The following is a 20436-nucleotide window of genomic DNA, read 5'->3' as shown; positions in this document are numbered from 1 at the left end:
TTATAGAAAAAACAAACAAATAAATTTAATGATAAAATTAACAGTTAGGGGAGTATGAAATGAATTTAAAACTTATTAATATCGGGTTCGGTAATGTTGTTTCAGCCAATCGTATTATTTCGATTGTGTCACCCGAGTCAGCCCCGATTAAGCGAATTATTACAGTAGCAAGAGATGCTAACAAATTAGTAGACGCTACATATGGACGACGCACAAGAGCTGTAATTATTACAGATAGTGATCATGTTATTTTATCGGCTGTACAACCAGAAACAGTAGGACAACGTGTCGTTAATGAAGATATGAACATTGACAACTAGGAGGATCAAGTTTTGAAGGATGAGCAAGGGATTTTATTTATATTATCAGGCCCTTCCGGAGTAGGAAAGGGTACGGTAAGAAAGCAATTGTTTGAGGAAGACTCAGAATTGCAATATTCAATTTCTGTTACTACACGCCAACCTCGTGAAGGCGAACAAAATGGTATAGATTATTTCTTTAAATCTAGAGAACAGTTTGAAGAAATGATTGAACAAGATGAATTAATTGAATACGCTGAATATGTAGGGAATTACTATGGCACGCCAAAACAGTATGTAAAGGATACTTTGGAGTCTGGTAAAGACGTATTTCTTGAAATTGAAGTGCAAGGTGCTATGAAAGTAAGAGAGAGTTTCCCTCAAGGTGTATACATTTTCTTGTTTCCACCAAGCCTAGAAGAATTAAAGAATCGAATTATTGGTCGTGGAACAGAGTCTGAAGATTTAATCCGTAATCGATTAATGGAAGCAAAGAAAGAAATCGATATGATGGATGCTTATGATTATGTGGTTGTCAATGATGAAATTGAACGCGCTGTTAGACGTATACAGTCCATTGTGGTTAGTGAACACTGTAAGCGTGAGCGTGTTTCAAAGCAATATAAAAAAGCTTTAGGGAGTGAATAATTGTGATTTTAGAACCGTCTGTAGATAACTTATTAACTAAAATTAATTCAAAATATGCGTTAGTTATTGTTTCTTCTAAACGTGCTCGTGAATTGCAGGATGTTGATAATGTAATGGTTGAAGCACCTCAATCAACCAAAAACGTTGGTGTGGCGTTAGAAGAAATTATGGATGAAAAATTGACATTAGATGAGGATGTCGTATAACTTGATAGATCATTTTAGACTGAGATTGGGTTGAAAGTTTTAGTCTGAATGTATTTTGTCTGAAGAACAACCTGAAGTTCAGGTTGTTCTTCTTTTTGCAAGGCGTTGTTAAAGCTTAATGTTGATATATAGGATATTGTATATGAAAAGCGAAAGGCGGCGACACCTGCGGGAACAGCACGAGCCGAAAATCACGCAAAACGAACGGTAGTGAGTTTGGGGAAGTTGAGGCCGTGCCCGCGGTAAGCGTCCGCCTGTAGCGATTCGTAGAATCAACTTCAAACTTTAGCATAGCATTTGTAAGTATGATTATTCATACATGTTAAACTACTATCAAGACCTAACGGAGTTTAAATTAACTCTAATGGAGGAGAAAACAATGTTACAAGGGAAAAAAGTTGTACTAGGCGTATCAGGTGGAATAGCTGCTTATAAAGCTTGTGCATTAACTAGTAAATTAGTGCAAAGTGGGGCTGAAGTAAAAGTTATAATGACAGAAGGAGCTACTGAATTTGTTACACCTTTAACATTTCAGGCTTTATCACGGAACCCAGTGTATACGAATGCTTTTGATGAAAAGAACCCAGAAAAAATAGCACATATCGATTTAGCTGATTGGGCAGATTTAGTGATTTTAGCTCCTGCTACTGCACATTTATTAGGGCGCATCGCTAATGGTTTAGCTGATGACATGTTAACCACTACTTTATTAGCAACAACTGCACCTGTTTATATTGCGCCAGCGATGAACGTTCATATGTATGATCATCCTGCTGTAAAAGAAAACCTATTAACTCTAGATCACTATGGCTATAAGTTTATTGAGCCTGGTGATGGTTATTTGGCTTGTGGTTATGTTGGGAAGGGAAGATTGGAAGAACCAGAAAATATTATTAGAGTAATTGAAGAGTCCGAATCTCAAGTGCAGCCTTTAAAAGGGAAGAAAGTATTAATTACAGCTGGGCCAACTAAGGAATCCGTCGATGCTGTTAGATATTTTACTAATCATTCATCAGGAAAAATGGGATATGCATTAGCTGAAGAGGCGAAGAAATTAGGTGCGGATGTGACACTTGTTTCAGGACCTGTCCACCTGAAGGCGATTGCTGGAATTAATACAATAAAAGTAAGTACAGCTCAAGAAATGTATCAAGCTGTTCTAGAAAATTTCGATACACAGGATATTGTAATCAAATCGGCTGCAGTTGCTGATTACAAACCAAAATATCAAATGGACCAAAAAATGAAAAAGAAAGAAGGACCATTAACTCTAGAACTTGAACGAACCCAAGATATATTAAAGACCATAGGGCTAAAAAAGACACATCAATACGTCGTTGGTTTTGCAGCAGAAACGGATAACATTTTACATTATGGAAGAGAGAAGTTAAGTAAGAAGAACTTAGATGCTATTGTTGTTAACGACATCGGTAATAAAGAGATTGGATTTCAATCAGATCAAAATGAAGTGTATGTTCTGACTCAAAAAGGAGAGGAATTTTCAATTTCAACCCGATCTAAACAAGAAATATCTAAGAAATTATTTGATATTTTTATTAATGATATGATGGGGGAATCTGAGTGAGTGTCGCAAAAGTAATTGTAGATGTAGCTGCTTCTCCAATTGATGCAACATTTGATTATCAAATTCCCACACATTTAGAAGAAGTTATTCAACCAGGTATCAGAGTAATTGTTCCGTTCGGCCCTCGTAAAATAATGGGCTTTGTTATAGGTTTAGCTGATGAAAGTGAGTTTGAACAACTTAAGTTCATTGAGGAAATCATGGATTATACGCCAATTTTAACTCAAGAACTACTAGAATTATCTACATGGCTTCAAACGGAAACACTATGTTATAGAATTTCTGCTTTACAGGCTATGCTTCCTGCAGTTTTTAAAGCTTCATATGATAAGGAAGTTTGGTTAATTGAAGAAGAAACAAGTTTGCCAGAACAATTAAATGCTGTTGCACAGGGTCGAGAAGTGTTTCCTTTTAGTGAATTAGAGCAAAGTAATATCAGTGATTCTGAGGTTAAAAGGTATGTAAAAAATCAATTAATTGATATCAAATACATTGTTAAAGGTAAAAACCGGATAAAAAAACAATCGTTTGTAGAACATAATGTAGACCTTCATATTCTTATGGAGGAAGCAGAAAATTTAAGCGGTAATGCCAAAAAACAAAAAGATATATTAGATTATTTCATTGAACATCATGAACCAATTTTGTTGAAAGAACTTCAAAGTCTTTTGAATATAACTAAAGCACCCATTGATGCATTAGTGAAAAAAGGGTTATTAAAGATTGAACAAAAGGAAGTCTATCGAGATCCTTTTGAAGGCAAAAACAATGAATCAACTACTCCTTTAACGTTGACAAACTATCAAAAACAAGCGATTACACCGATTCTAAATGCGATTGATGATGAACAACACCATACATTTCTACTTCACGGCGTAACAGGTAGTGGTAAGACTGAAATCTATCTTCAATCCATTCAACGTGTGTTAGATAAAGGTGAAGAAGCGATTGTTCTTGTACCAGAAATCGCCTTAACACCTCAAATGGTATCGAGGTTTAAGGCAAGGTTCGGTGATGAAGTCGCTGTATTACATAGTGGATTATCCCAAGGCGAGAAATATGATGAGTGGCGTAAAATTCATCGTAAGGAAGTACGTGTAGTCGTAGGGGCAAGGTCAGCCATCTTTGCGCCATTTGAAAATATCGGAATCATTATTATTGATGAAGAACATGAACAAACTTATAAGCAGGAGGATTATCCTAAGTATCACGCAAGAGAAGTCGCAAAACAGCGAGCTGCTCATCATAATTGTCCAGTGGTATTAGGGAGTGCTACTCCAACCTTAGAATCCTTTGCACGAGCTTCGAAAGGGGTCTATCATCTCCTGGAATTAACTGAACGTGTTAATGAGCAATCCATGCCGGAAGTGGAAATTGTGGATATGAGACAGGAACTGCATCAGGGAAATCGTTCAATGTTCTCTCAGGCCTTAACAGATCAAATCAACCAACGTTTGGAAAATAACGAACAAGTTGTTTTAATGCTTAACAGACGAGGGTATTCGACTTTCGTGATGTGTCGTGATTGTGGTGAAACGATTAACTGTAATCATTGTGATATATCTATGACATACCACCGTAAATTTAACAAATTAAAATGTCATTATTGTAGTGATGAACGACCGATGCCAAATGTTTGTCCAAACTGCGAAAGCGATGCCATACGTTTTTTTGGTACCGGGACTCAGAAAGTGGAAGAAGCATTAAACATTCACTTTCCAGATGCACGTGTGATTCGAATGGATGTTGATACTACAAGTCGTAAAGGGGCTCATGAGAAATTATTAAATCAATTTGGTAATCATGAAGCTGATATTTTACTAGGTACACAGATGATTGCTAAGGGATTAGACTTTAAGAATGTTACGCTAGTCGGTGTTATTGCGGCAGATTCTATGTTGCATTTACCTGACTTTAGAGCTTCAGAAAAATCTTTTCAATTGTTAACTCAAGTTAGTGGTCGTGCCGGAAGACATGAATTGCCTGGCCAAGTAGTTGTCCAAACTTACACACCCGAGCATTATAGTGTCCAACTGGCAAGTCAATATGATTATTCAGCTTTTTATGAAAAAGAAATGGAAGTTAGACGACAGTTTCAATACCCACCATATTTTTATTTAGCATTAATTAATATCTCTCATGATAATCATGTAGCAGCTATAGAAGCATCAAAACAAGTAGCAACGATTATCGCACAAAATACTACGGGTAATTGTCAATTGATGGGACCAACTCCATCTCCAATGCTTCGAATCAAAAATCGCTACCGTTATCAATGCATGTTAAAATATAAAAAGAGAGAGTATGTCGATGACGCACTTAAAGAAGTACTGAACCATTTTAGAAAAGAAATGAACCAAAACCAACTTCAATTAACAATTGATTTTGAACCATATCACTTTATGTAAGAAGGGATTTATCATGACAAAACGAATTATATTTATGGGGACTCCTGATTTCAGTGTTCCTGTTTTACAAGCATTAATTGATTCAGAATATGAAGTAGTAGCTGCTGTGACGCAGCCTGACAGACCCAAAGGCAGAAAGAAAGTTCTTACACCACCACCGGTTAAAGAAAAAGCATTAGAATATAATATTCCAGTTCATCAGCCTGAAAAAATTAGAAACAATTATGAAGACATTTTAGCTTATAATCCTGATTTAATTGTGACTGCTGCTTACGGTCAAATTTTGCCGAAAGGTATTCTTGAACACCCTGAGTTTGGCAGTGTAAATGTGCATGCATCGCTTTTACCTGAATTAAGAGGTGGCGCACCTATTCACTACGCCATTATTCAAGGAAAAAAGGAAACAGGGATTACGATTATGTATATGGCTGAAGCCCTGGATGCTGGGGATATAATTTCACAACGTTCATTACCAATAGAGGAAAATGATCATGTTGGAACACTTCATGATAAACTTTCTGGTTTAGGTGCGAATTTATTAATGGAAACGTTACCTAAGCTCTTTTCTAAAGAGATTACACCATTGCCTCAAAACGATAATGAGGCGACATTTGCTTACAATATTAAAAGAGATGAAGAACAAATCGATTGGAACAAGCCACAGGAACAAATTTATAATCATATACGCGGTTTACACCCTTGGCCAGTCGCTTATACTAGTTATCAAGGTAAAAATATTAAGGTTTGGTGGGCTGAAAAAAGTCACCATAAATCTGAAAAAAGTCCTGGAACGATTATTGATATTGATGATGAGGGAGTCGTAATCGCCACTGGTGATGGCAAAGCTATTAAAATCATTGAATTACAAATAGCAGGCAAGAAAAGAATGAAAACAGAGGACTTCTTAAAAGGTTCAAATGATTATTTCCAGATAGGCAACCAGTTAGGATGATTAAATGGCTAAGCAAAGCGTTAGAGAGATTGCATTAAAACTACTTACTCAAGTTGGAGAAAGCGGTGGTTTTAGTCATATATTAATTAATCAAGCTATTTCAAGAAATGATGTATCGGAAAAGGATAAAGGGTTATTAACCGAAATTGTTTATGGAACATTACAACATCGATTAACGTTGGAGTTTTTCTTAAAACCATTTGTTAAAAAGAAAATGGATCCATGGGTTAAGTGGTTACTTTATTTATCTGTTTATCAAATGGAGTTTTTGGAAAGAATCCCAGACCACGCTATTATTAATGAAGCCGTAGCTATTGCTAAAAAGAGAGGGCACCGTGGAACTAGTGGGTTTGTTAATGGTGTGTTAAGAAGTGTTCAGCGAAAAGGTCTTCCATCTATTGAGTCAATAGAAGACCCAATAGAACGATTGTCCATTAAGACTAGTCACCCTTACTGGTTAGTAGATCGATGGTCAAACATGTATGGTTTGGAATTAACACGTAAAATGTGTGAATCCAATTTAAAATCAAAGAGTTTATCTGTTCGTATCCAACCCTTAAAAACGACAATAGATAAAGCTCAATCTGAATTACAAAATGAAGGAATAGATACTGAGAAATCCACTCTAAGTAATCAAGGGTTGAATATTGTTTCTGGTAATCCATTAGCTAGTAAACTCTTTCCTTCGCAAATAACTATTCAAGATGAAACATCGATGCTAGTGTCAGAAATGCTGGATGTAAAGTCAGGGATGACTGTTTTAGATGCATGTAGTGCTCCGGGAGGTAAAGCCACACATATTTCTGAAAAGATGGAAAATCAAGGTGAAATTTTTGCTTATGACCTTCATGCAAAGAAAGTTAAGTTAGTAAAAGAGAAAGCAAATGAACTAGATTTAACTAATATACAAACTGGTGCGATTGATAGTAGAAATCTTGGGGAGAAGCACCAGAAAGAGTCTTTTGACCGAATATTATTAGATGCACCTTGCTCTGGACTAGGAGTATTACGAAGTAAGCCAGATATTAAATACAATAAAAAGGAATCTGACATCCATGATCTAGCAAAAATTCAAAGAGAATTATTGGATTCAGTCATACCACTTCTAAAAAAAGATGGCAAAATGGTTTACAGCACTTGTACAGTTGACCGTGAAGAAAATGAGGAACAAATCAAGAATGTTCTAAAAACATATCCTCATTTAGAAGTCGATCAACAATTTTTTGATGAGTTACCAGATAGCTGTAAAGACTTAGAAGGTATTACTGAGTATGGGATTCAAATATTCCCACAAGATTTTAATGCAGACGGATTTTTTATTACTAGATTAAAATATAAAGAGTAAATAAATCTGTTTGAAAAATTGAGGTGACCGATTGAATGAATGCGTGTTTTATTTCGGATGTAGGGAAAGTAAGAAAGATTAATGAAGATTCTGGGGGGATTTACTATAATCAATCCGAGCAAATGTTAACTGTCATTGCTGACGGTATGGGGGGACATAAGGCTGGAGATATCGCTAGTGAATTAACAGCAACTCACCTCAAAGAACTATGGGAACAAACAAATGATTTTAAGTCAGTCGATGATGTTCAAGACTGGCTACATAAAGCAGTAAATACAACTAATGAGCGTGTATTGGAGTATGCAAAGGATAATCAAGAATGCTTTGGGATGGGGACAACTGTTGTTGCAACAGTGTTTATTGAGGATTCCGTAATTGTTGCGCATGTTGGTGATAGTCGTTTATACCATATAACTGAAGATGAAGCAAAACAAATCACCGTTGATCATTCCTTTGTCCAAGAATTAGTGAATAATGGGGAACTGACAGAGGAAGAAGCAGAAGCACATCCAAAGAAAAATGTTCTACTACATGCTGTTGGGACCGAATCGAGCGTTCGTATCGATGTAAGCACGTTTCAGTGGAGGGATGAAGACTATATTCTTTCATGTACGGATGGATTATCTAACAAACTAACAGATGACACAATTCATGAGATATTATTAACTGATCAGTCATTAGAAGATAAAGTTAATAGCCTCGTGTCACTTGCGAATGAAAATGGTGGAGAGGATAATATTTCAGTCATCGTTGTTCAACGAAAAGCGGGTGAAGCATCATGATGATTGGTAGAGTTTTAAATGATCGCTACAAATTGATTAGACCAATCGGCGGCGGAGGCATGGCTCGAGTCTATTTAGCACGTGACCTCATTTTACACCGTAATGTCGCCATAAAAATATTAAGGTTAGAGTATTCTAATGACCAAGAGTTTATTGAGCGTTTTCGTAGAGAAGCTGAATCGACGATTAGTCTATCACATAACCATATCGTTAACCTTTATGATGTAGGACAGGAAGAAGACGTTTATTATATCGTAATGGAATACGTTGAGGGCATGACGTTAAAACAACATATCCAACAAAATGGTCCAATTACTGTTGATGAAGCTGTACATATTATGACGCAGTTAAGTTCTGCAATCGCTCATGCACATGAAAATGACATTATTCATAGAGACATTAAGCCCCAAAATATATTAGTGGATCAGCACAATAATGTGAAGATTACTGACTTCGGAATTGCAATGGCATTAAGTTCTACCTCTTTAACAAAAACTAATAATGTTATAGGTTCTGTTCACTATATTTCACCTGAACAAGCCAGAGGAGGAACAGCAACTAAGAAATCAGATATATATTCTCTTGGTATTGTTTTATATGAGTTATTAACCGGACAACTTCCATTCTCAGGAGAATCAGCTGTATCCATTGCCCTTAAGCATATGCAGGTTGAGACACCATCTGTTAAAGGTTATAACCAGGATATCCCGCAAAGTGTGGAAAATGTCTTATTAAAATCGACTGCAAAAGACCCTCTGAAACGATATCAAACGATTGAGGAGATGCAAGAAGATCTCGCAACTGTATTAGACTCTGATCGTCTTAATGAGGCTCCATATATTCCACCAACTGAAGATGGTGAAGCAACTAAAGCGATGCCAGTAATTTCTGAGAGACATTCAATGTCTTATACAGATGAAGCGGATACGATGGTCATGAATCAAACTGAGCCATCAAATGGTAAAAGTAAAAAATCCAAGAAATGGATCGCGATTCTACTATCATTTTTAACGTTAATTATTACAGCCGCTGTGATCGCTTTATTTTTATTACCTAAATGGTTAAGTCCGAACGATGTCACAGTTCCACAACTTGCTGGAGAAACCTTTGAGGATGCTGTTAATGAGTTAAATGATTTAGGATTAGAGTTTAACCGAGAATCTGTCTTTTCCGACTCAGTTAAACAAGGTTTAATCGTTAGGACTTCACCAAATAAGGGACAAACAGTAAAAGAAGGCAGTACTGTTACTTTATATACGAGTTTGGGTAAAGAAAAAATAGAATTTAATAATTACGTAGGAAAATCTTTTGAGCAAACGAAACGTTATTTAGAATCTAATGGTTATCAAGAAGTGATTCGATTTAATAGAGAATCAGAGTTACCTGAAGGCGAAATTATAGAACAGATTCAGCCTGAACCTGGTGATAAAATTATTCCAGAAGAAACAAAGGTTATTTTTAATGTAAGTTCTGGGCCACCTAAGATTAACCTCCAATCATTAAAAGGTTGGACACTGGAAGAAGTTCAGAATTATATTAAAGAGAATGGATTGTCTTTAATAACACAAGAAGAATTTTCTGAAGATGTTCCTGAAGGTGAAGTAATCAGACAAGAACCTGCAAGAAATACTCAATTAGAAAAAGGTGACGAGGTCAAGGTATTTATATCTAAAGGGCCTGACTTAAAGCCGGTGACAACCGAAGAATCTTTTACTGTCGAATATGATGGTAAAAGGGGTAACGGTAATGGAAACGGTAATAATCGTGGTCAAAGTGTGGAAATCTACGTAGAAGATATGGATCACGATATCAGTAATCTCAATTATGAGGACACTATTTATTCAGATACAACTTATGATATCAAACTGACAATTGAACCAGGTGAATCGGCGAGGTTTCGGGTTTACAGAGAAGGTGAATTATATATGGAAGAAGTGATTTCGTATGATGAAGCAAGTGAGGATCAGTAAATGGGCCAAGGCATAATAATAAAAGCTCTGAGTGGTTTCTATGATGTTTTAGTTGAAGATAAAGTAATTACCTGCAAAGGTCGTGGTCTTTTTCGTAAAAAGAAAATCACGCCTTTAGTAGGTGATTATGTTGAAATTGAGACACAAGAGGATGGAAGTGGGACCATTGTAAACGTTGAAAAACGTAGAAATGAGCTTATACGCCCACCAGTTGCTAATATTGATCAAGCTATTATCGTCAGTTCATTAGTAGAACCAGACTTTAATCCATTATTATTGGATCGGTTCTTAGCTTTGATCGAGTTTAAAGATATTAACCCATTAGTTGTTTTTACTAAGGAAGATTTAACAACTGAAAAACAAATTAATGAACTAAATGAATTTACCAAGGTATATCAAACCATTGGATATGATGTCTTAGTTGTATCGAAAGTGATGGATGATCTTAATGAAAAAATATTTCCTTATCTTAAAAACAAACTTTCTGTAATAGCAGGCCAGTCTGGAGTAGGCAAATCAACATTATTAAATCAACTAGATCAAGGTTTAGAAATTGAAACGAATAATATTTCTAAAAGTCTGGGTCGAGGAAAACATACCACAAGGCATGTGGAATTATATCCAATTGGCAAAGGGTTTGTGGCAGATACTCCCGGTTTTAGTTCATTGGATTTTGATGAAATTGAATTAGAAGAATTGCGTTTTTGTTTTAGTGAATTTTTAGAAGTTCAAGATTCTTGTAAATTTAGAGGTTGCTTACACATCAATGAACCTAAATGTGCGGTAAAAGAAGCTGTCAAACAAGGTGACATCGCACAGTTTAGATATGAACATTATCAAAACTTCTTTGAAGAAATAAAATCAAGAAAGCCGAGGTATTAATATGACTAAAATTGCACCATCGATTCTTTCTGCAGATTTTTCTAAATTAGGGGATGAAATCAAAGATGTCGAACCAGACGTTGATTATATCCATGTTGACGTGATGGATGGACACTTTGTTCCGAATATCACAATCGGTCCGCTAATTGTTGAAGCCATACGACCCAAAACATCTTTACCTTTAGATGTTCATTTAATGATCGAAAATCCTGAGAATTATGTGAAAGCATTTGTTGAAGCTGGCGCAGATATTATCTCAGTTCACCAAGAGGCTTGTCCTCATTTACACAGAGTGATTCAACAAATTAAAAATGAAGGTGCAAAAGCAGGGGTTGTTATTAACCCAGCTACACCAGTTAGTCATATCGAACCTATTTTAGGTGATGTGGACTTAGTGTTAGTCATGACGGTTAACCCAGGGTTTGGTGGACAGTCATTCATTGAATCAACTGTACCGAAAATTAAAGCTTTAGATGAATTAAGAAAACAACATAACTACAAGTATGAAATTGAAATTGATGGTGGCGTCAAAAAAGGAACGGCTAAAACTTGTGTTGACGCAGGAGCGGATGTATTGGTTGCTGGAAGTGCTATTTTCAACCAAGACAATCGTCAAAAAGCCATTAAATCTATTAAAAGTAGTTTGAAATAGGAGCTTATATGAAACAAGTAATTGGGATTGTTGCTGCAGGACCTAAACAAGAAATTCCTAAATTGGATAAGTATAAAGACATAGATTTTTGGATTGGTGTCGATGAAGGAGCCAGCACTTTAATAGAGTCAAACATTCAACCTGATTTAGTTATAGGTGATTTTGACTCTATTGATACAGAAAAGTTAGAAACCATTAAACATAAAGCTAAGTTGGTTAAGGAATTTCCAAATGAAAAAGATGAAACAGATTTGGAATTAGCTTTTATTGAGGCAATACACTTAAAGCCAACGACGGTTTATGTTTTGGGAGCAACAGGTGGACGATTAGATCATGCCTGGATTAATGTTCACTTGTTGGTTAAGTTTGCTCATACTGACATTGATGCTTGGATAGTCAATAATCAAAATCAGATGACGTTAAAAGCGCCTGGTCAGCATTGGTTAGAAAAAGATTCATCTTTCCCTTATATCTCTTTTTTACCATTTACACATACAGTTGAGGATTTGACTTTAAAAGGATTTAAATATGAACTTGAGAATAGAATGATAAAACAGGGGTCAACTTTAACGGTGTCGAATGAATGGTCTGAAAAAAAAGGTACTTATTTTTTTAATTCAGGCATATTATTAGTTATAAAGAGTCGCGATTAAGAGTATGTTATAGTACGTGATTGGTAGCATAGGAGGGGGAAGATGAAATTTTATACAGTTAAGCTTCCTAGGTTCTTAGGAGGTCTTGTACGCGGACTTATGGGTCTTTTTAAAAAATAACAAAAAAGCTACCTGATATTAATCAGGTAGCTTTTTTGTATATGAATGAAAATTAAACGCGTTCTACTTTGCCAGACTTAAGTGCGCGAGCAGAAACATAAACTTTTTTAGGTTTACCGTCTACCATAATGCGAACTTTTTGTACGTTTGATTTCCATTTACGTTTACTAGCGTTCATTGCGTGTGAACGATGGTTACCAGTCGTTGTTTTGCGTCCAGTTACATGACATTTACGTGCCATTATAATTCCCTCCTAGCTTTCAGAAAAAATATCTCTAAAACGTTACTTATCTAATTTACCATATGGACAATATGTTTTCAATAATTGATATTCATCTTATCAAGTTTTTTAGCTTGACAGGACAGAATGCCTTTTCATTTTATTTCCGTTATAGTAAAATAACCGTAGTTACGAACCGAGGAGGATGGATATGTCGATTGAAGTACGTAATGAGTATGGTACCGTTTCAATCTCTAAAGAGGTTATTACAACAATTGCTGGTGGTGCAGCAGTTGAATGTTATGGTATTGTAGGAATGGCTTCACGTAAACAAATAAAAGATGGATTATCTGAAATACTAGGAAAAGAAAATTTCTCTAAGGGTGTTGTTGTTAAAAATGAAGACGACAGCATTGATATTGATATGTATATCATTGTAGGTTATGGAACTAAAGTATCTGAAGTAGCTCATAATATACAGAACCAAGTTAAATATTCACTTAAGAAAATGATTGGCTTAGATGTTAACACTGTCAATATTTACATACATGGAGTGCGTGTAACTTCTTAATTATTGACATTGTTTTTGGATGAAGGAGGAAACTAGAGTGTCTAATCGAACGTTGAATGGTGAACAATTTGCGCAGATGATCTTACTTGGCGCACACCATTTGTCAAATCAAGCAAATATGATTGATTCATTAAATGTTTTTCCTGTACCCGATGGAGATACAGGAACAAATATGAACCTAACGATGACTTCTGGAGCAAAAGAAGTTGAGAAGGCTGATACAGCTCATCTTGGAGAAGTGGCTAATTCTTTAGCTAAGGGCTTACTAATGGGAGCACGAGGGAACTCCGGAGTTATATTATCACAGTTGTTTCGTGGTTTTTCTAAAAGTGTTCAAGGTAAGAAAACACTTGAAGTATATGATTTAGCTGAAGCTTTACAAGCTGGTGTTGATACTGCATACAAAGCAGTTATGAAACCAGTTGAAGGAACTATTTTAACTGTAGCCAAAGATGCAGCTAAAGCAGGAACTGAAGCTGTGAAAAGCTCTGACTCTGTAATTGAGTGGTTTGAAACAGTACTCGAAGAAGCGAAGAAGTCATTAGATCATACACCTGAATTATTACCGGTACTTAAAGAAGTAGGTGTTGTTGATAGTGGTGGACAAGGTCTTGTGACGGTTTATGAAGGTTTTATAGCTTCATTAAAAGGAGAAGAACTTCCTGAACATAGTAGTTCTCAACCTTCGTTAGACGAGATGGTTAATGCAGAACACCATAAAATGCACCAAGATTTTATGGAAACTGAAGACATTGAGTTCGGTTATTGTACAGAATTTATGGTCAAGTTTGAAGAAGATAAACTGGCTAAAAACCCATTTGATGAGCAACAGTATCGTGAAGAATTAAGTGAGCACGGAGATTCATTACTTGTTGTTTCAGATGATGATGTCGTTAAAGTTCATATTCACGCGGAATATCCTGGTGAAGTTATGACAATTGGGCAGCGCTACGGTAGCTTAATCAATATGAAAATCGAGAATATGCGTGAGCAACATACTGCTATCTTGGATAAAGAACAACCAGCTCCTCAGAAGAAAGAGAAGAAACGTTCTCAAATGGCTGTTGTTACAGTAGCAATGGGTACAGGTATTAAAACAATGTTTGAAAGCCTGAATGCTGATATCGTCATTGAAGGCGGCCAAACGATGAATCCAAGCACACAGGATATTGTTGAAGCAATTAAAGAAGCCAATGCAGATAATGTATTAGTGCTACCTAATAATAAAAACATTATTATGGCAGCTGAACAGGCAGATGAGTTAGTTGAATGTAATGTTAAAGTGGTACCAACTAAAACTGTACCACAAGGAATGACTGCAATGCTTTCATACGACCCAGAAGCAGAATTAAATGCAAATCATGAAGCGATGAGTGAAGCATTACAATTTGTTAAAACAGGCCAAGTAACTTATGCTGTGAGAGATACTCAGATTGAAGGAAAAACGATTCAAGAAGGTAACTTCATGGGAATCTTGGATGGTAGTATTGAGTCTGTCGATACAGATAAGATGAAAACAATTTTTGATTTACTAAAACAAATGATTGATGATGAAGAAGATGAAATTGTTACAATTCTTCAGGGTGAAGAAGGTACAAGCGAAGAAGTTGAGCAGATTGAAAGCTTTATTGAAGAGAACTTTGACGAAATAGAAGTTGAAGTCATAGAAGGCAAACAGCCGATTTATTCGTATATTTTTTCTGTGGAATAATAATATGTTTATATTTAAGCTGAGATTAATGTGTTGGTCTCAGCTTTTTTCTATGAAAAAGTCTCTGTTAAAGTCCGTTGTTGATATTGTGATTCGCTTTCGGTGGACGCTTTCCGTGGGCACGGCTTCAGCTAACTGTGAAAGAAAAACCTTTTTCTTTCATAGTGGATCTTCAGCTCGTGCTGTTCCCACAGGAGTCGCCACCTTCGCTCATCACAATTCAACAACTTAATCTATGTCTTAAAATCAATACTAAACTTTAACATAGCTTTGAAAAAAACTCTTACAATCAGGAGATGGCCTATTGTAAGAGTTTTAATATCATAATATAGCTTTTATAATAAATTCAATTAAAAATAGACTTGAAATAACTATGAGTATTGGTGATAATTGTTCTTTTTGTCTGGTTACAATTTTTATAATTGGATAAGCAATAAAACCGAATGCCATTCCATCTGCAATGCTGTAAGTGAACGGTATCATAAACATGATTAAAAATGTTGGAAAAGCTTCTGTCAGGTCGTCAATCTGTATATGCCTAATATTTTGCATCATCAATACTCCAACAATAATTAATATTGGACTGATTGCGCTGGATGGAATCATTGAAATGTAAGGAATAAACAAAAAGGTTAACAAAAACAATATTCCAGTAACGATACTTGCAATCCCTGTTTTAGCTTTAGAAGCTATAACAGCTGCACTCTCTGCAGCAGGTATTGTGGGTGATGTTCCCAAGAATCCACTAATCAAAGCTGAAACAGCACTACTTTTATTAGCATTTTTAAAAGCATTTGGACGATTAAGCATACTTAATTGCCCATGGATTAACCCCATACTTTCAAATATTAACACAATTGATAATGGTAATACGGCAACCCAAAAGAATAATTCTCCAATATGACTAAAGTCAGGTAAAATTATTAAATCCAATACGCCATTAACATTAAGCATAGAACCTTTTTGAGTATCTAAAACCCCAAACATTGAGGCGAACGACGTACCAATTATCATGGTTATTAAGAAGTTTGCGGGTACATTTTTCACAAATAAAATGATCCCAACTGCTAAAGATAATAAACTAACAATTACAGTAGATGAAGAAAAATCGCCTAAAGTAATAATGGAGTAATCTCCACTAACGATTAATCCACCGTTTTCTAGACCAATCAATACCAGGAATAACCCTAACCCTATCGTAATTCCATGCTTTAATGAATCGGGTACGGCTTGTTTGAACATTTCGCCTAAAGGTGTTATCGCAGTTATTAAGAAAATCAAACTTGATACAACTACAATACCTAAGCCTTCAGCATATGTGAAATCATATTGCTGTACGATGGAGAATGTAAACAAGACATTGACTCCCATTCCTGGAATGACGATGATTGGCACCTTGGCCCAGAGTCCAATTAGAATGCTACCTACAAAACTTGCTAATATAGTGGCAATCATCGCTTGCTCACGGTCAATCCCTGCCTCACTTAATATCGAGCTATTAACGGCGACGATGTAAACAGTTGTTAAATACCCGATGATACCAGCAATGATTTCAGTCGACCATTTATGGTTATTCAGTTGTTTCATTTAAACTCCTTCTTTGTTGTTAGCCCTCGCCCGCCCGGGTAGTTACCCAAAAGACATTATAACGATAAATTAGGTTAAATTTCAAATAAGTTTCTATTATTATCGATTAGTAGTTGGAATTTAGCTGAATTCTCGATAAAATAGAAGTAGAACGTTATGAGGTGGTGCATTTAATGAAATTCAGATCGGTATTTGATATTATTGGTCCAGTGATGATTGGTCCTTCAAGTTCACATACAGCTGGGGCCGCTCGTATAGGTAAAATGGCTAGACAGCTCTTTGGCCGTCAACCAAAGTGGGCAAAAGTTTATTTATATGGTTCATTTGCTAAGACTTACCAAGGTCATGGAACAGACGTGGCAATTATTGGTGGTTTGTTAGACTATGATACGTTTGATGATAGAATAAAAGATGCTTTTCACTTTGCGAAGGAAGCAGGGATGGAAGTTGAATTTATAGAAGAAGAAGGTTCTTCTGACCATCCAAATACAGCGAGAATAAAAATCGGGGATGACGAAGGCGACTTTGAATTAGTTGGTATCTCAATTGGTGGTGGAAAAGCTGAAATTACAGAACTTAATGGCTTTGAACTAAGATTGTCTGGTGGATCACCAGCAATTCTTGTGATGCATAATGATCGCTATGGTGCGATTGCTTCTGTAACTAAAGTTTTAGCTGAAAAAGAGATCAATGTTGGTCATATGGAAGTTGTTCGTAAAGAACAAGGTAAAGATGCCATGATGGTTATTGAGACAGATCAAGTTATTCCTGATGAAGTCATGCAGCGACTAAGTACGTGTGACCACATCTTACAAGTGGTAACGATCGCTGAGTAGAAAAGGGAGTGAACGCAATGTTTAGAAGTGTCAGTGAATTAATTCAAATAACCGAAGATAAAAATATATCTATTTCTGAAGTAATGATTCAACAGGAAATCGAAGAAAGTGGAAAAACCAGAGATCAAATTTATTCAGAAATGGAACGTAACCTAGATGTTATGGAGAAAGCGGTTGAGGATGGCTTAAAAGGGGTTCAGTCTCGTTCAGGTTTAACTGGAGGAGATGCCGTATTAATTAATAATTATAGAGAAAATAAGAAAACGCTTTCAGGTGATTTAATTTTAGATGTAGTTAGTAAAGCTGTATCAACCAATGAAGTTAATGCAGCTATGGGGACAATCTGTGCAACGCCTACAGCAGGGAGTGCAGGTTGTGTGCCTGGTGTACTATTTGGTATAAAAGACCGATTAAACCCTACACGTGAAGAGATGGTGCGATTCTTGTTTACAGCAGGAGCATTTGGTCAAGTGATCGCTAACAACGCTTCAATTTCTGGAGCAGCTGGAGGTTGCCAGGCTGAAGTTGGTTCGGCAGCAGGTATGGCAAGTGCAGCAGCTGTTGAAATGGCAGGTGGAACGCCAGACCAGTCAGCTCAAGCGATGGCTATTACGTTAAAGAACATGCTTGGTTTAGTTTGTGACCCGGTAGCAGGGTTAGTTGAAGTACCTTGCGTCAAACGTAACGCAATGGGCTCTTCACAAGCTATTGTCTCTGCTGATTTGGCCTTAGCAGGTGTAACAAGCCGGATTCCGTGTGATGAAGTAATTGGCGCTATGTATCAAATTGGACAAAAAATGTCTTCAACATTAAAAGAAACTGCTGAAGGTGGTTTAGCAGCTACACCAACCGGTAAGGCTCTAGCCGCTAAAATATTCGGCTCTGCTGCAGAGTAATATAGAAAGAGTGATAAAATTTGTTTAATGATCCGGTAGACGTTATTCCTAGCGTCGGAGATAAAACAAAAGAACAACTTGAGATGTTAAACATTACGAAAGTGGGAGATTTACTCTTCCACTTTCCTTTTCGTTATGACTTTTTTGAATTAAAACCATTAAAAGAGATTAATCATGAAGAAGTGGCTACAATCCAAGGGGAGGTTGCTTCTGAACCGAATCTCAGTTTTTTTGGTCGTAAGAAATCCAGGTTAACCTGCACCATTCAAGTGGGAGTTGTGGCTATTAAGGCCGTTTTTTTCAATCAAGCTTTTTTAAAAGACAAATTGATTCGTGGTGAAACAGTTACGCTTACAGGGAAATGGGATATGCATAGACTACAGTTAACTGTACAACAACTTCACCCAAAGTCATTTCAAGAAGACAATACGATACAACCGGTATACCATTCAAAGGGTAATTTATCGACAAAACAAATTAAAAAGTTAGTGAAATATGCTTTAAAGTCATCTCTTGAAGATGTCTATGAAATGTTGCCAGAAAGTTATCTGAAAGAGTATAAACTTCCAAGCAGACAACTAGCAGTACAAGAGCTGCATCAACCATCATCAAAAACGGCTTTAAAACATGCAAAAAGACGGTTTATTTATGAAGAATTATTTATTTTTCAGTTGAAAATGCAATGGATTAAAGAACATAACAAAAAAGCTTCTTATGGGCTTCCTAAAGAATATGATAAATCTAAAATAGAGACATTCATAACTCAATTAAGTTTCCAATTAACTAACAGTCAAAGCCGAGCTCTAAATGAAATTTTAAGTGACTTAAAAAGTAATTATCGCATGAATCGTTTACTGCAAGGTGATGTTGGATCTGGTAAAACTGTAGTGGCTGCGATTGCATTGTATGCTACATATTTAGCTGGTCAACAAGGTGCTTTAATGGTGCCGACCGAAATTTTAGCTGAGCAACACGAGCAGTCCCTTAGAGAATTATTTGGTGATTTACTTCAAATAGAGTTATTAACTGGTTCGGTTAAAGGGAAAAAACGTGAAGAAAGATTAGAGCGTATAAGCAGTGGTGAGGTAGACATTGTTGTAGGAACGCATGCTTTAATACAAGATGACACTCTATTTAAGGAATTAGGGTTAGTCATTGTTGATGAGCAACACCGTTTTGGGGTCAATCAACGAAAAACCTTAAGAGATAAAGGTCTCAACCCTGACGTGTTATTCATGACAGCAACACCTATTCCTCGTACATTATCTATTACGACTTTTGGGGATATGGATGTATCGATTATTGATGAAATGCCGAAGGGAAGACAGCCTATTGAAACTTATTGGGTTAAGGAAAATATGATTGAAAGGGTCCATCAATTTTTAATTAAAGAGACTGATGCTGGTCATCAAGCTTATGTTATTGCACCGTTGATTGAAGAGTCCGATAAGCTGGATATACAAAATGCAGTTGATGTGTTCGAAGAGCTTCAATCTACTTTGCCACCTTCCATTAGTGTAGGTTTAATGCATGGTCGCTTAAGTGCTCAAGAGAAAGATGAAGTGATGCGTGAATTCGCAGCTAATAATATACAAATACTAGTATCAACAACTGTTGTCGAAGTGGGTGTTAATGTCCCCAATGCTACTGTTATGGTGATATATGATGCAGAACGATTTGGTTTAGCACAATTGCACCAGTTACGTGGTCGTGTTGGACGTGGCAAACATCAAAGTTACTGTATTTTACTTGCAGATCCTAAAGGTGAAACAGGTAAAGAACGTATGCGAGTGATGACTGAAACGAATGATGGATTCACGTTATCTGAACACGATCTGCAAATCAGAGGACCAGGTGATTTCTTCGGAAAAAAACAAAGTGGGTTACCTGAATTTAAAGTTGCTAATATCGTCGATGACTATCGAGCTCTAGAAGTTGCTAGAAGAGATGCGGTCGATGTTATTTCTAACAATCGACTTTCAACAGACACAGATTATAGATATTTGAAAGAGCTTATAGAGAACGACCCTAAAATTAAAGAGCGAATTTTTGATTAAGGATTGCAAGAACCTTAAAGGTATTATATATTACTATTAGGACCTAGTCTTAATAG

20 protein-coding genes are annotated in these 20436 nt (G+C 36.2%); 18 read left to right on the top strand and 2 right to left on the bottom strand.

Annotated elements, in window-relative coordinates; all coding sequences use genetic code 11:
* Positions 1-59 precede the first annotated feature (59 nt).
* The 13 genes from remA to spoVM all read left to right on the top strand — a co-directional run bounded on the left by remA (position 60) and on the right by spoVM (position 12502).
* Positions 60-320, top strand: coding sequence for an extracellular matrix/biofilm regulator RemA (gene remA, locus E3U55_RS05450; RefSeq protein ID WP_134339336.1), 261 nt, complete (start codon positions 60-62; stop codon positions 318-320).
* Positions 321-332: 12 nt separating this feature from the next.
* Complete coding sequence (gmk, locus tag E3U55_RS05445) at positions 333-947, top strand: guanylate kinase (RefSeq protein ID WP_134339335.1); 615 nt, start codon at positions 333-335, stop codon at positions 945-947.
* A 5-nt stretch (positions 948-952) separates the two neighbouring features.
* Entirely contained in the window at positions 953-1153 is a 201-nt protein-coding gene (gene rpoZ / locus E3U55_RS05440) for a DNA-directed RNA polymerase subunit omega (protein WP_134339444.1), read from the top strand.
* 379 nt (positions 1154-1532) lie between these two features.
* Positions 1533-2738, top strand: coding sequence for a bifunctional phosphopantothenoylcysteine decarboxylase/phosphopantothenate--cysteine ligase CoaBC (gene coaBC / locus E3U55_RS05435; RefSeq protein ID WP_134339334.1), 1206 nt, complete (start codon positions 1533-1535; stop codon positions 2736-2738).
* A complete protein-coding gene (gene priA, locus E3U55_RS05430; RefSeq protein ID WP_134339333.1) occupies positions 2735-5146 on the top strand; it encodes a primosomal protein N' in 2412 nt (803 codons plus the stop codon). Before coaBC ends, priA begins: the two co-directional genes overlap by 4 nt.
* Positions 5147-5159: 13 nt before the next feature.
* Positions 5160-6098: a methionyl-tRNA formyltransferase gene (gene fmt / locus E3U55_RS05425; RefSeq protein WP_134339332.1), complete on the top strand. Its 939-nt coding sequence runs from the start codon at positions 5160-5162 to the stop codon at positions 6096-6098.
* A 4-nt stretch (positions 6099-6102) separates the two neighbouring features.
* Positions 6103-7443, top strand: coding sequence for a 16S rRNA (cytosine(967)-C(5))-methyltransferase RsmB (gene rsmB / locus E3U55_RS05420; RefSeq protein WP_134339331.1), 1341 nt, complete (start codon positions 6103-6105; stop codon positions 7441-7443).
* Between the two features lie 35 nt (positions 7444-7478).
* Positions 7479-8225 (top strand): Stp1/IreP family PP2C-type Ser/Thr phosphatase, encoded by a 747-nt coding sequence (locus E3U55_RS05415; RefSeq protein ID WP_134339330.1) that lies wholly within the window; start codon positions 7479-7481, stop codon positions 8223-8225.
* Entirely contained in the window at positions 8222-10195 is a 1974-nt protein-coding gene (gene pknB / locus E3U55_RS05410; protein ID WP_134339329.1) for a Stk1 family PASTA domain-containing Ser/Thr kinase, read from the top strand. The genes E3U55_RS05415 and pknB overlap by 4 nt, the downstream gene beginning before the upstream one ends.
* Positions 10196-11077 (top strand): ribosome small subunit-dependent GTPase A, encoded by an 882-nt coding sequence (rsgA, locus tag E3U55_RS05405; RefSeq protein ID WP_134339328.1) that lies wholly within the window; start codon positions 10196-10198, stop codon positions 11075-11077.
* A 1-nt stretch (position 11078) separates the two neighbouring features.
* Positions 11079-11729: a ribulose-phosphate 3-epimerase gene (gene rpe, locus E3U55_RS05400; RefSeq protein ID WP_134339327.1), complete on the top strand. Its 651-nt coding sequence runs from the start codon at positions 11079-11081 to the stop codon at positions 11727-11729.
* An 8-nt stretch (positions 11730-11737) separates the two neighbouring features.
* Positions 11738-12382 carry a thiamine diphosphokinase gene (locus E3U55_RS05395; protein ID WP_134339326.1) on the top strand — a complete coding sequence of 215 codons (645 nt, stop codon included), beginning with the start codon at positions 11738-11740 and terminating at the stop codon, positions 12380-12382.
* A 42-nt stretch (positions 12383-12424) separates the two neighbouring features.
* On the top strand, positions 12425-12502 hold the full coding sequence (spoVM, locus tag E3U55_RS17940) for a stage V sporulation protein SpoVM (RefSeq protein WP_134339442.1): 78 nt from the start codon (positions 12425-12427) through the stop codon (positions 12500-12502).
* A gap of 52 nt (positions 12503-12554) precedes the next feature.
* Here spoVM and rpmB read toward each other — a convergent pair whose 3' ends face one another.
* Positions 12555-12743, bottom strand: coding sequence for a 50S ribosomal protein L28 (gene rpmB, locus E3U55_RS05385; protein WP_134339325.1), 189 nt, complete (start codon positions 12741-12743; stop codon positions 12555-12557).
* 190 nt (positions 12744-12933) lie between these two features.
* Between rpmB and E3U55_RS05380 the strand changes: the two genes are divergently transcribed.
* A complete protein-coding gene (locus E3U55_RS05380; RefSeq protein ID WP_134339324.1) occupies positions 12934-13293 on the top strand; it encodes an Asp23/Gls24 family envelope stress response protein in 360 nt (119 codons plus the stop codon).
* Positions 13294-13330: 37 nt separating this feature from the next.
* Positions 13331-15004 carry a DAK2 domain-containing protein gene (locus tag E3U55_RS05375; RefSeq protein WP_134339323.1) on the top strand — a complete coding sequence of 558 codons (1674 nt, stop codon included), beginning with the start codon at positions 13331-13333 and terminating at the stop codon, positions 15002-15004.
* Positions 15005-15325: 321 nt separating this feature from the next.
* Here the strand turns inward: E3U55_RS05375 and E3U55_RS05370 are convergent, their stop codons facing one another.
* Complete coding sequence (locus tag E3U55_RS05370) at positions 15326-16591, bottom strand: NCS2 family permease (protein WP_134339322.1); 1266 nt, start codon at positions 16589-16591, stop codon at positions 15326-15328.
* 173 nt (positions 16592-16764) lie between these two features.
* Between E3U55_RS05370 and sdaAB the strand changes: the two genes are divergently transcribed.
* From sdaAB to recG, 3 genes are read left to right on the top strand one after another with little or no spacing between them, the layout of a single operon-like run.
* On the top strand, positions 16765-17427 hold the full coding sequence (sdaAB, locus tag E3U55_RS05365; protein WP_134339321.1) for an L-serine ammonia-lyase, iron-sulfur-dependent subunit beta: 663 nt from the start codon (positions 16765-16767) through the stop codon (positions 17425-17427).
* Between the two features lie 17 nt (positions 17428-17444).
* Positions 17445-18323 carry an L-serine ammonia-lyase, iron-sulfur-dependent, subunit alpha gene (gene sdaAA, locus E3U55_RS05360; RefSeq protein ID WP_134339320.1) on the top strand — a complete coding sequence of 293 codons (879 nt, stop codon included), beginning with the start codon at positions 17445-17447 and terminating at the stop codon, positions 18321-18323.
* Between the two features lie 20 nt (positions 18324-18343).
* The gene (gene recG, locus E3U55_RS05355) at positions 18344-20380 is read left to right on the top strand and encodes an ATP-dependent DNA helicase RecG (protein ID WP_134339319.1); all 2037 of its coding nucleotides are present in this window, start codon (positions 18344-18346) and stop codon (positions 20378-20380) included.
* The last annotated feature ends 56 nt before the right edge of the window (positions 20381-20436 follow it).

The organism is Filobacillus milosensis (assembly GCF_004402015.1).
GTDB lineage: Bacteria > Bacillota > Bacilli > Bacillales > Alkalibacillaceae > Filobacillus > Filobacillus milosensis.
Note: the sequence above shows the minus strand (reverse complement) of the source record. Positions and strands in the feature narration are given on the sequence as shown.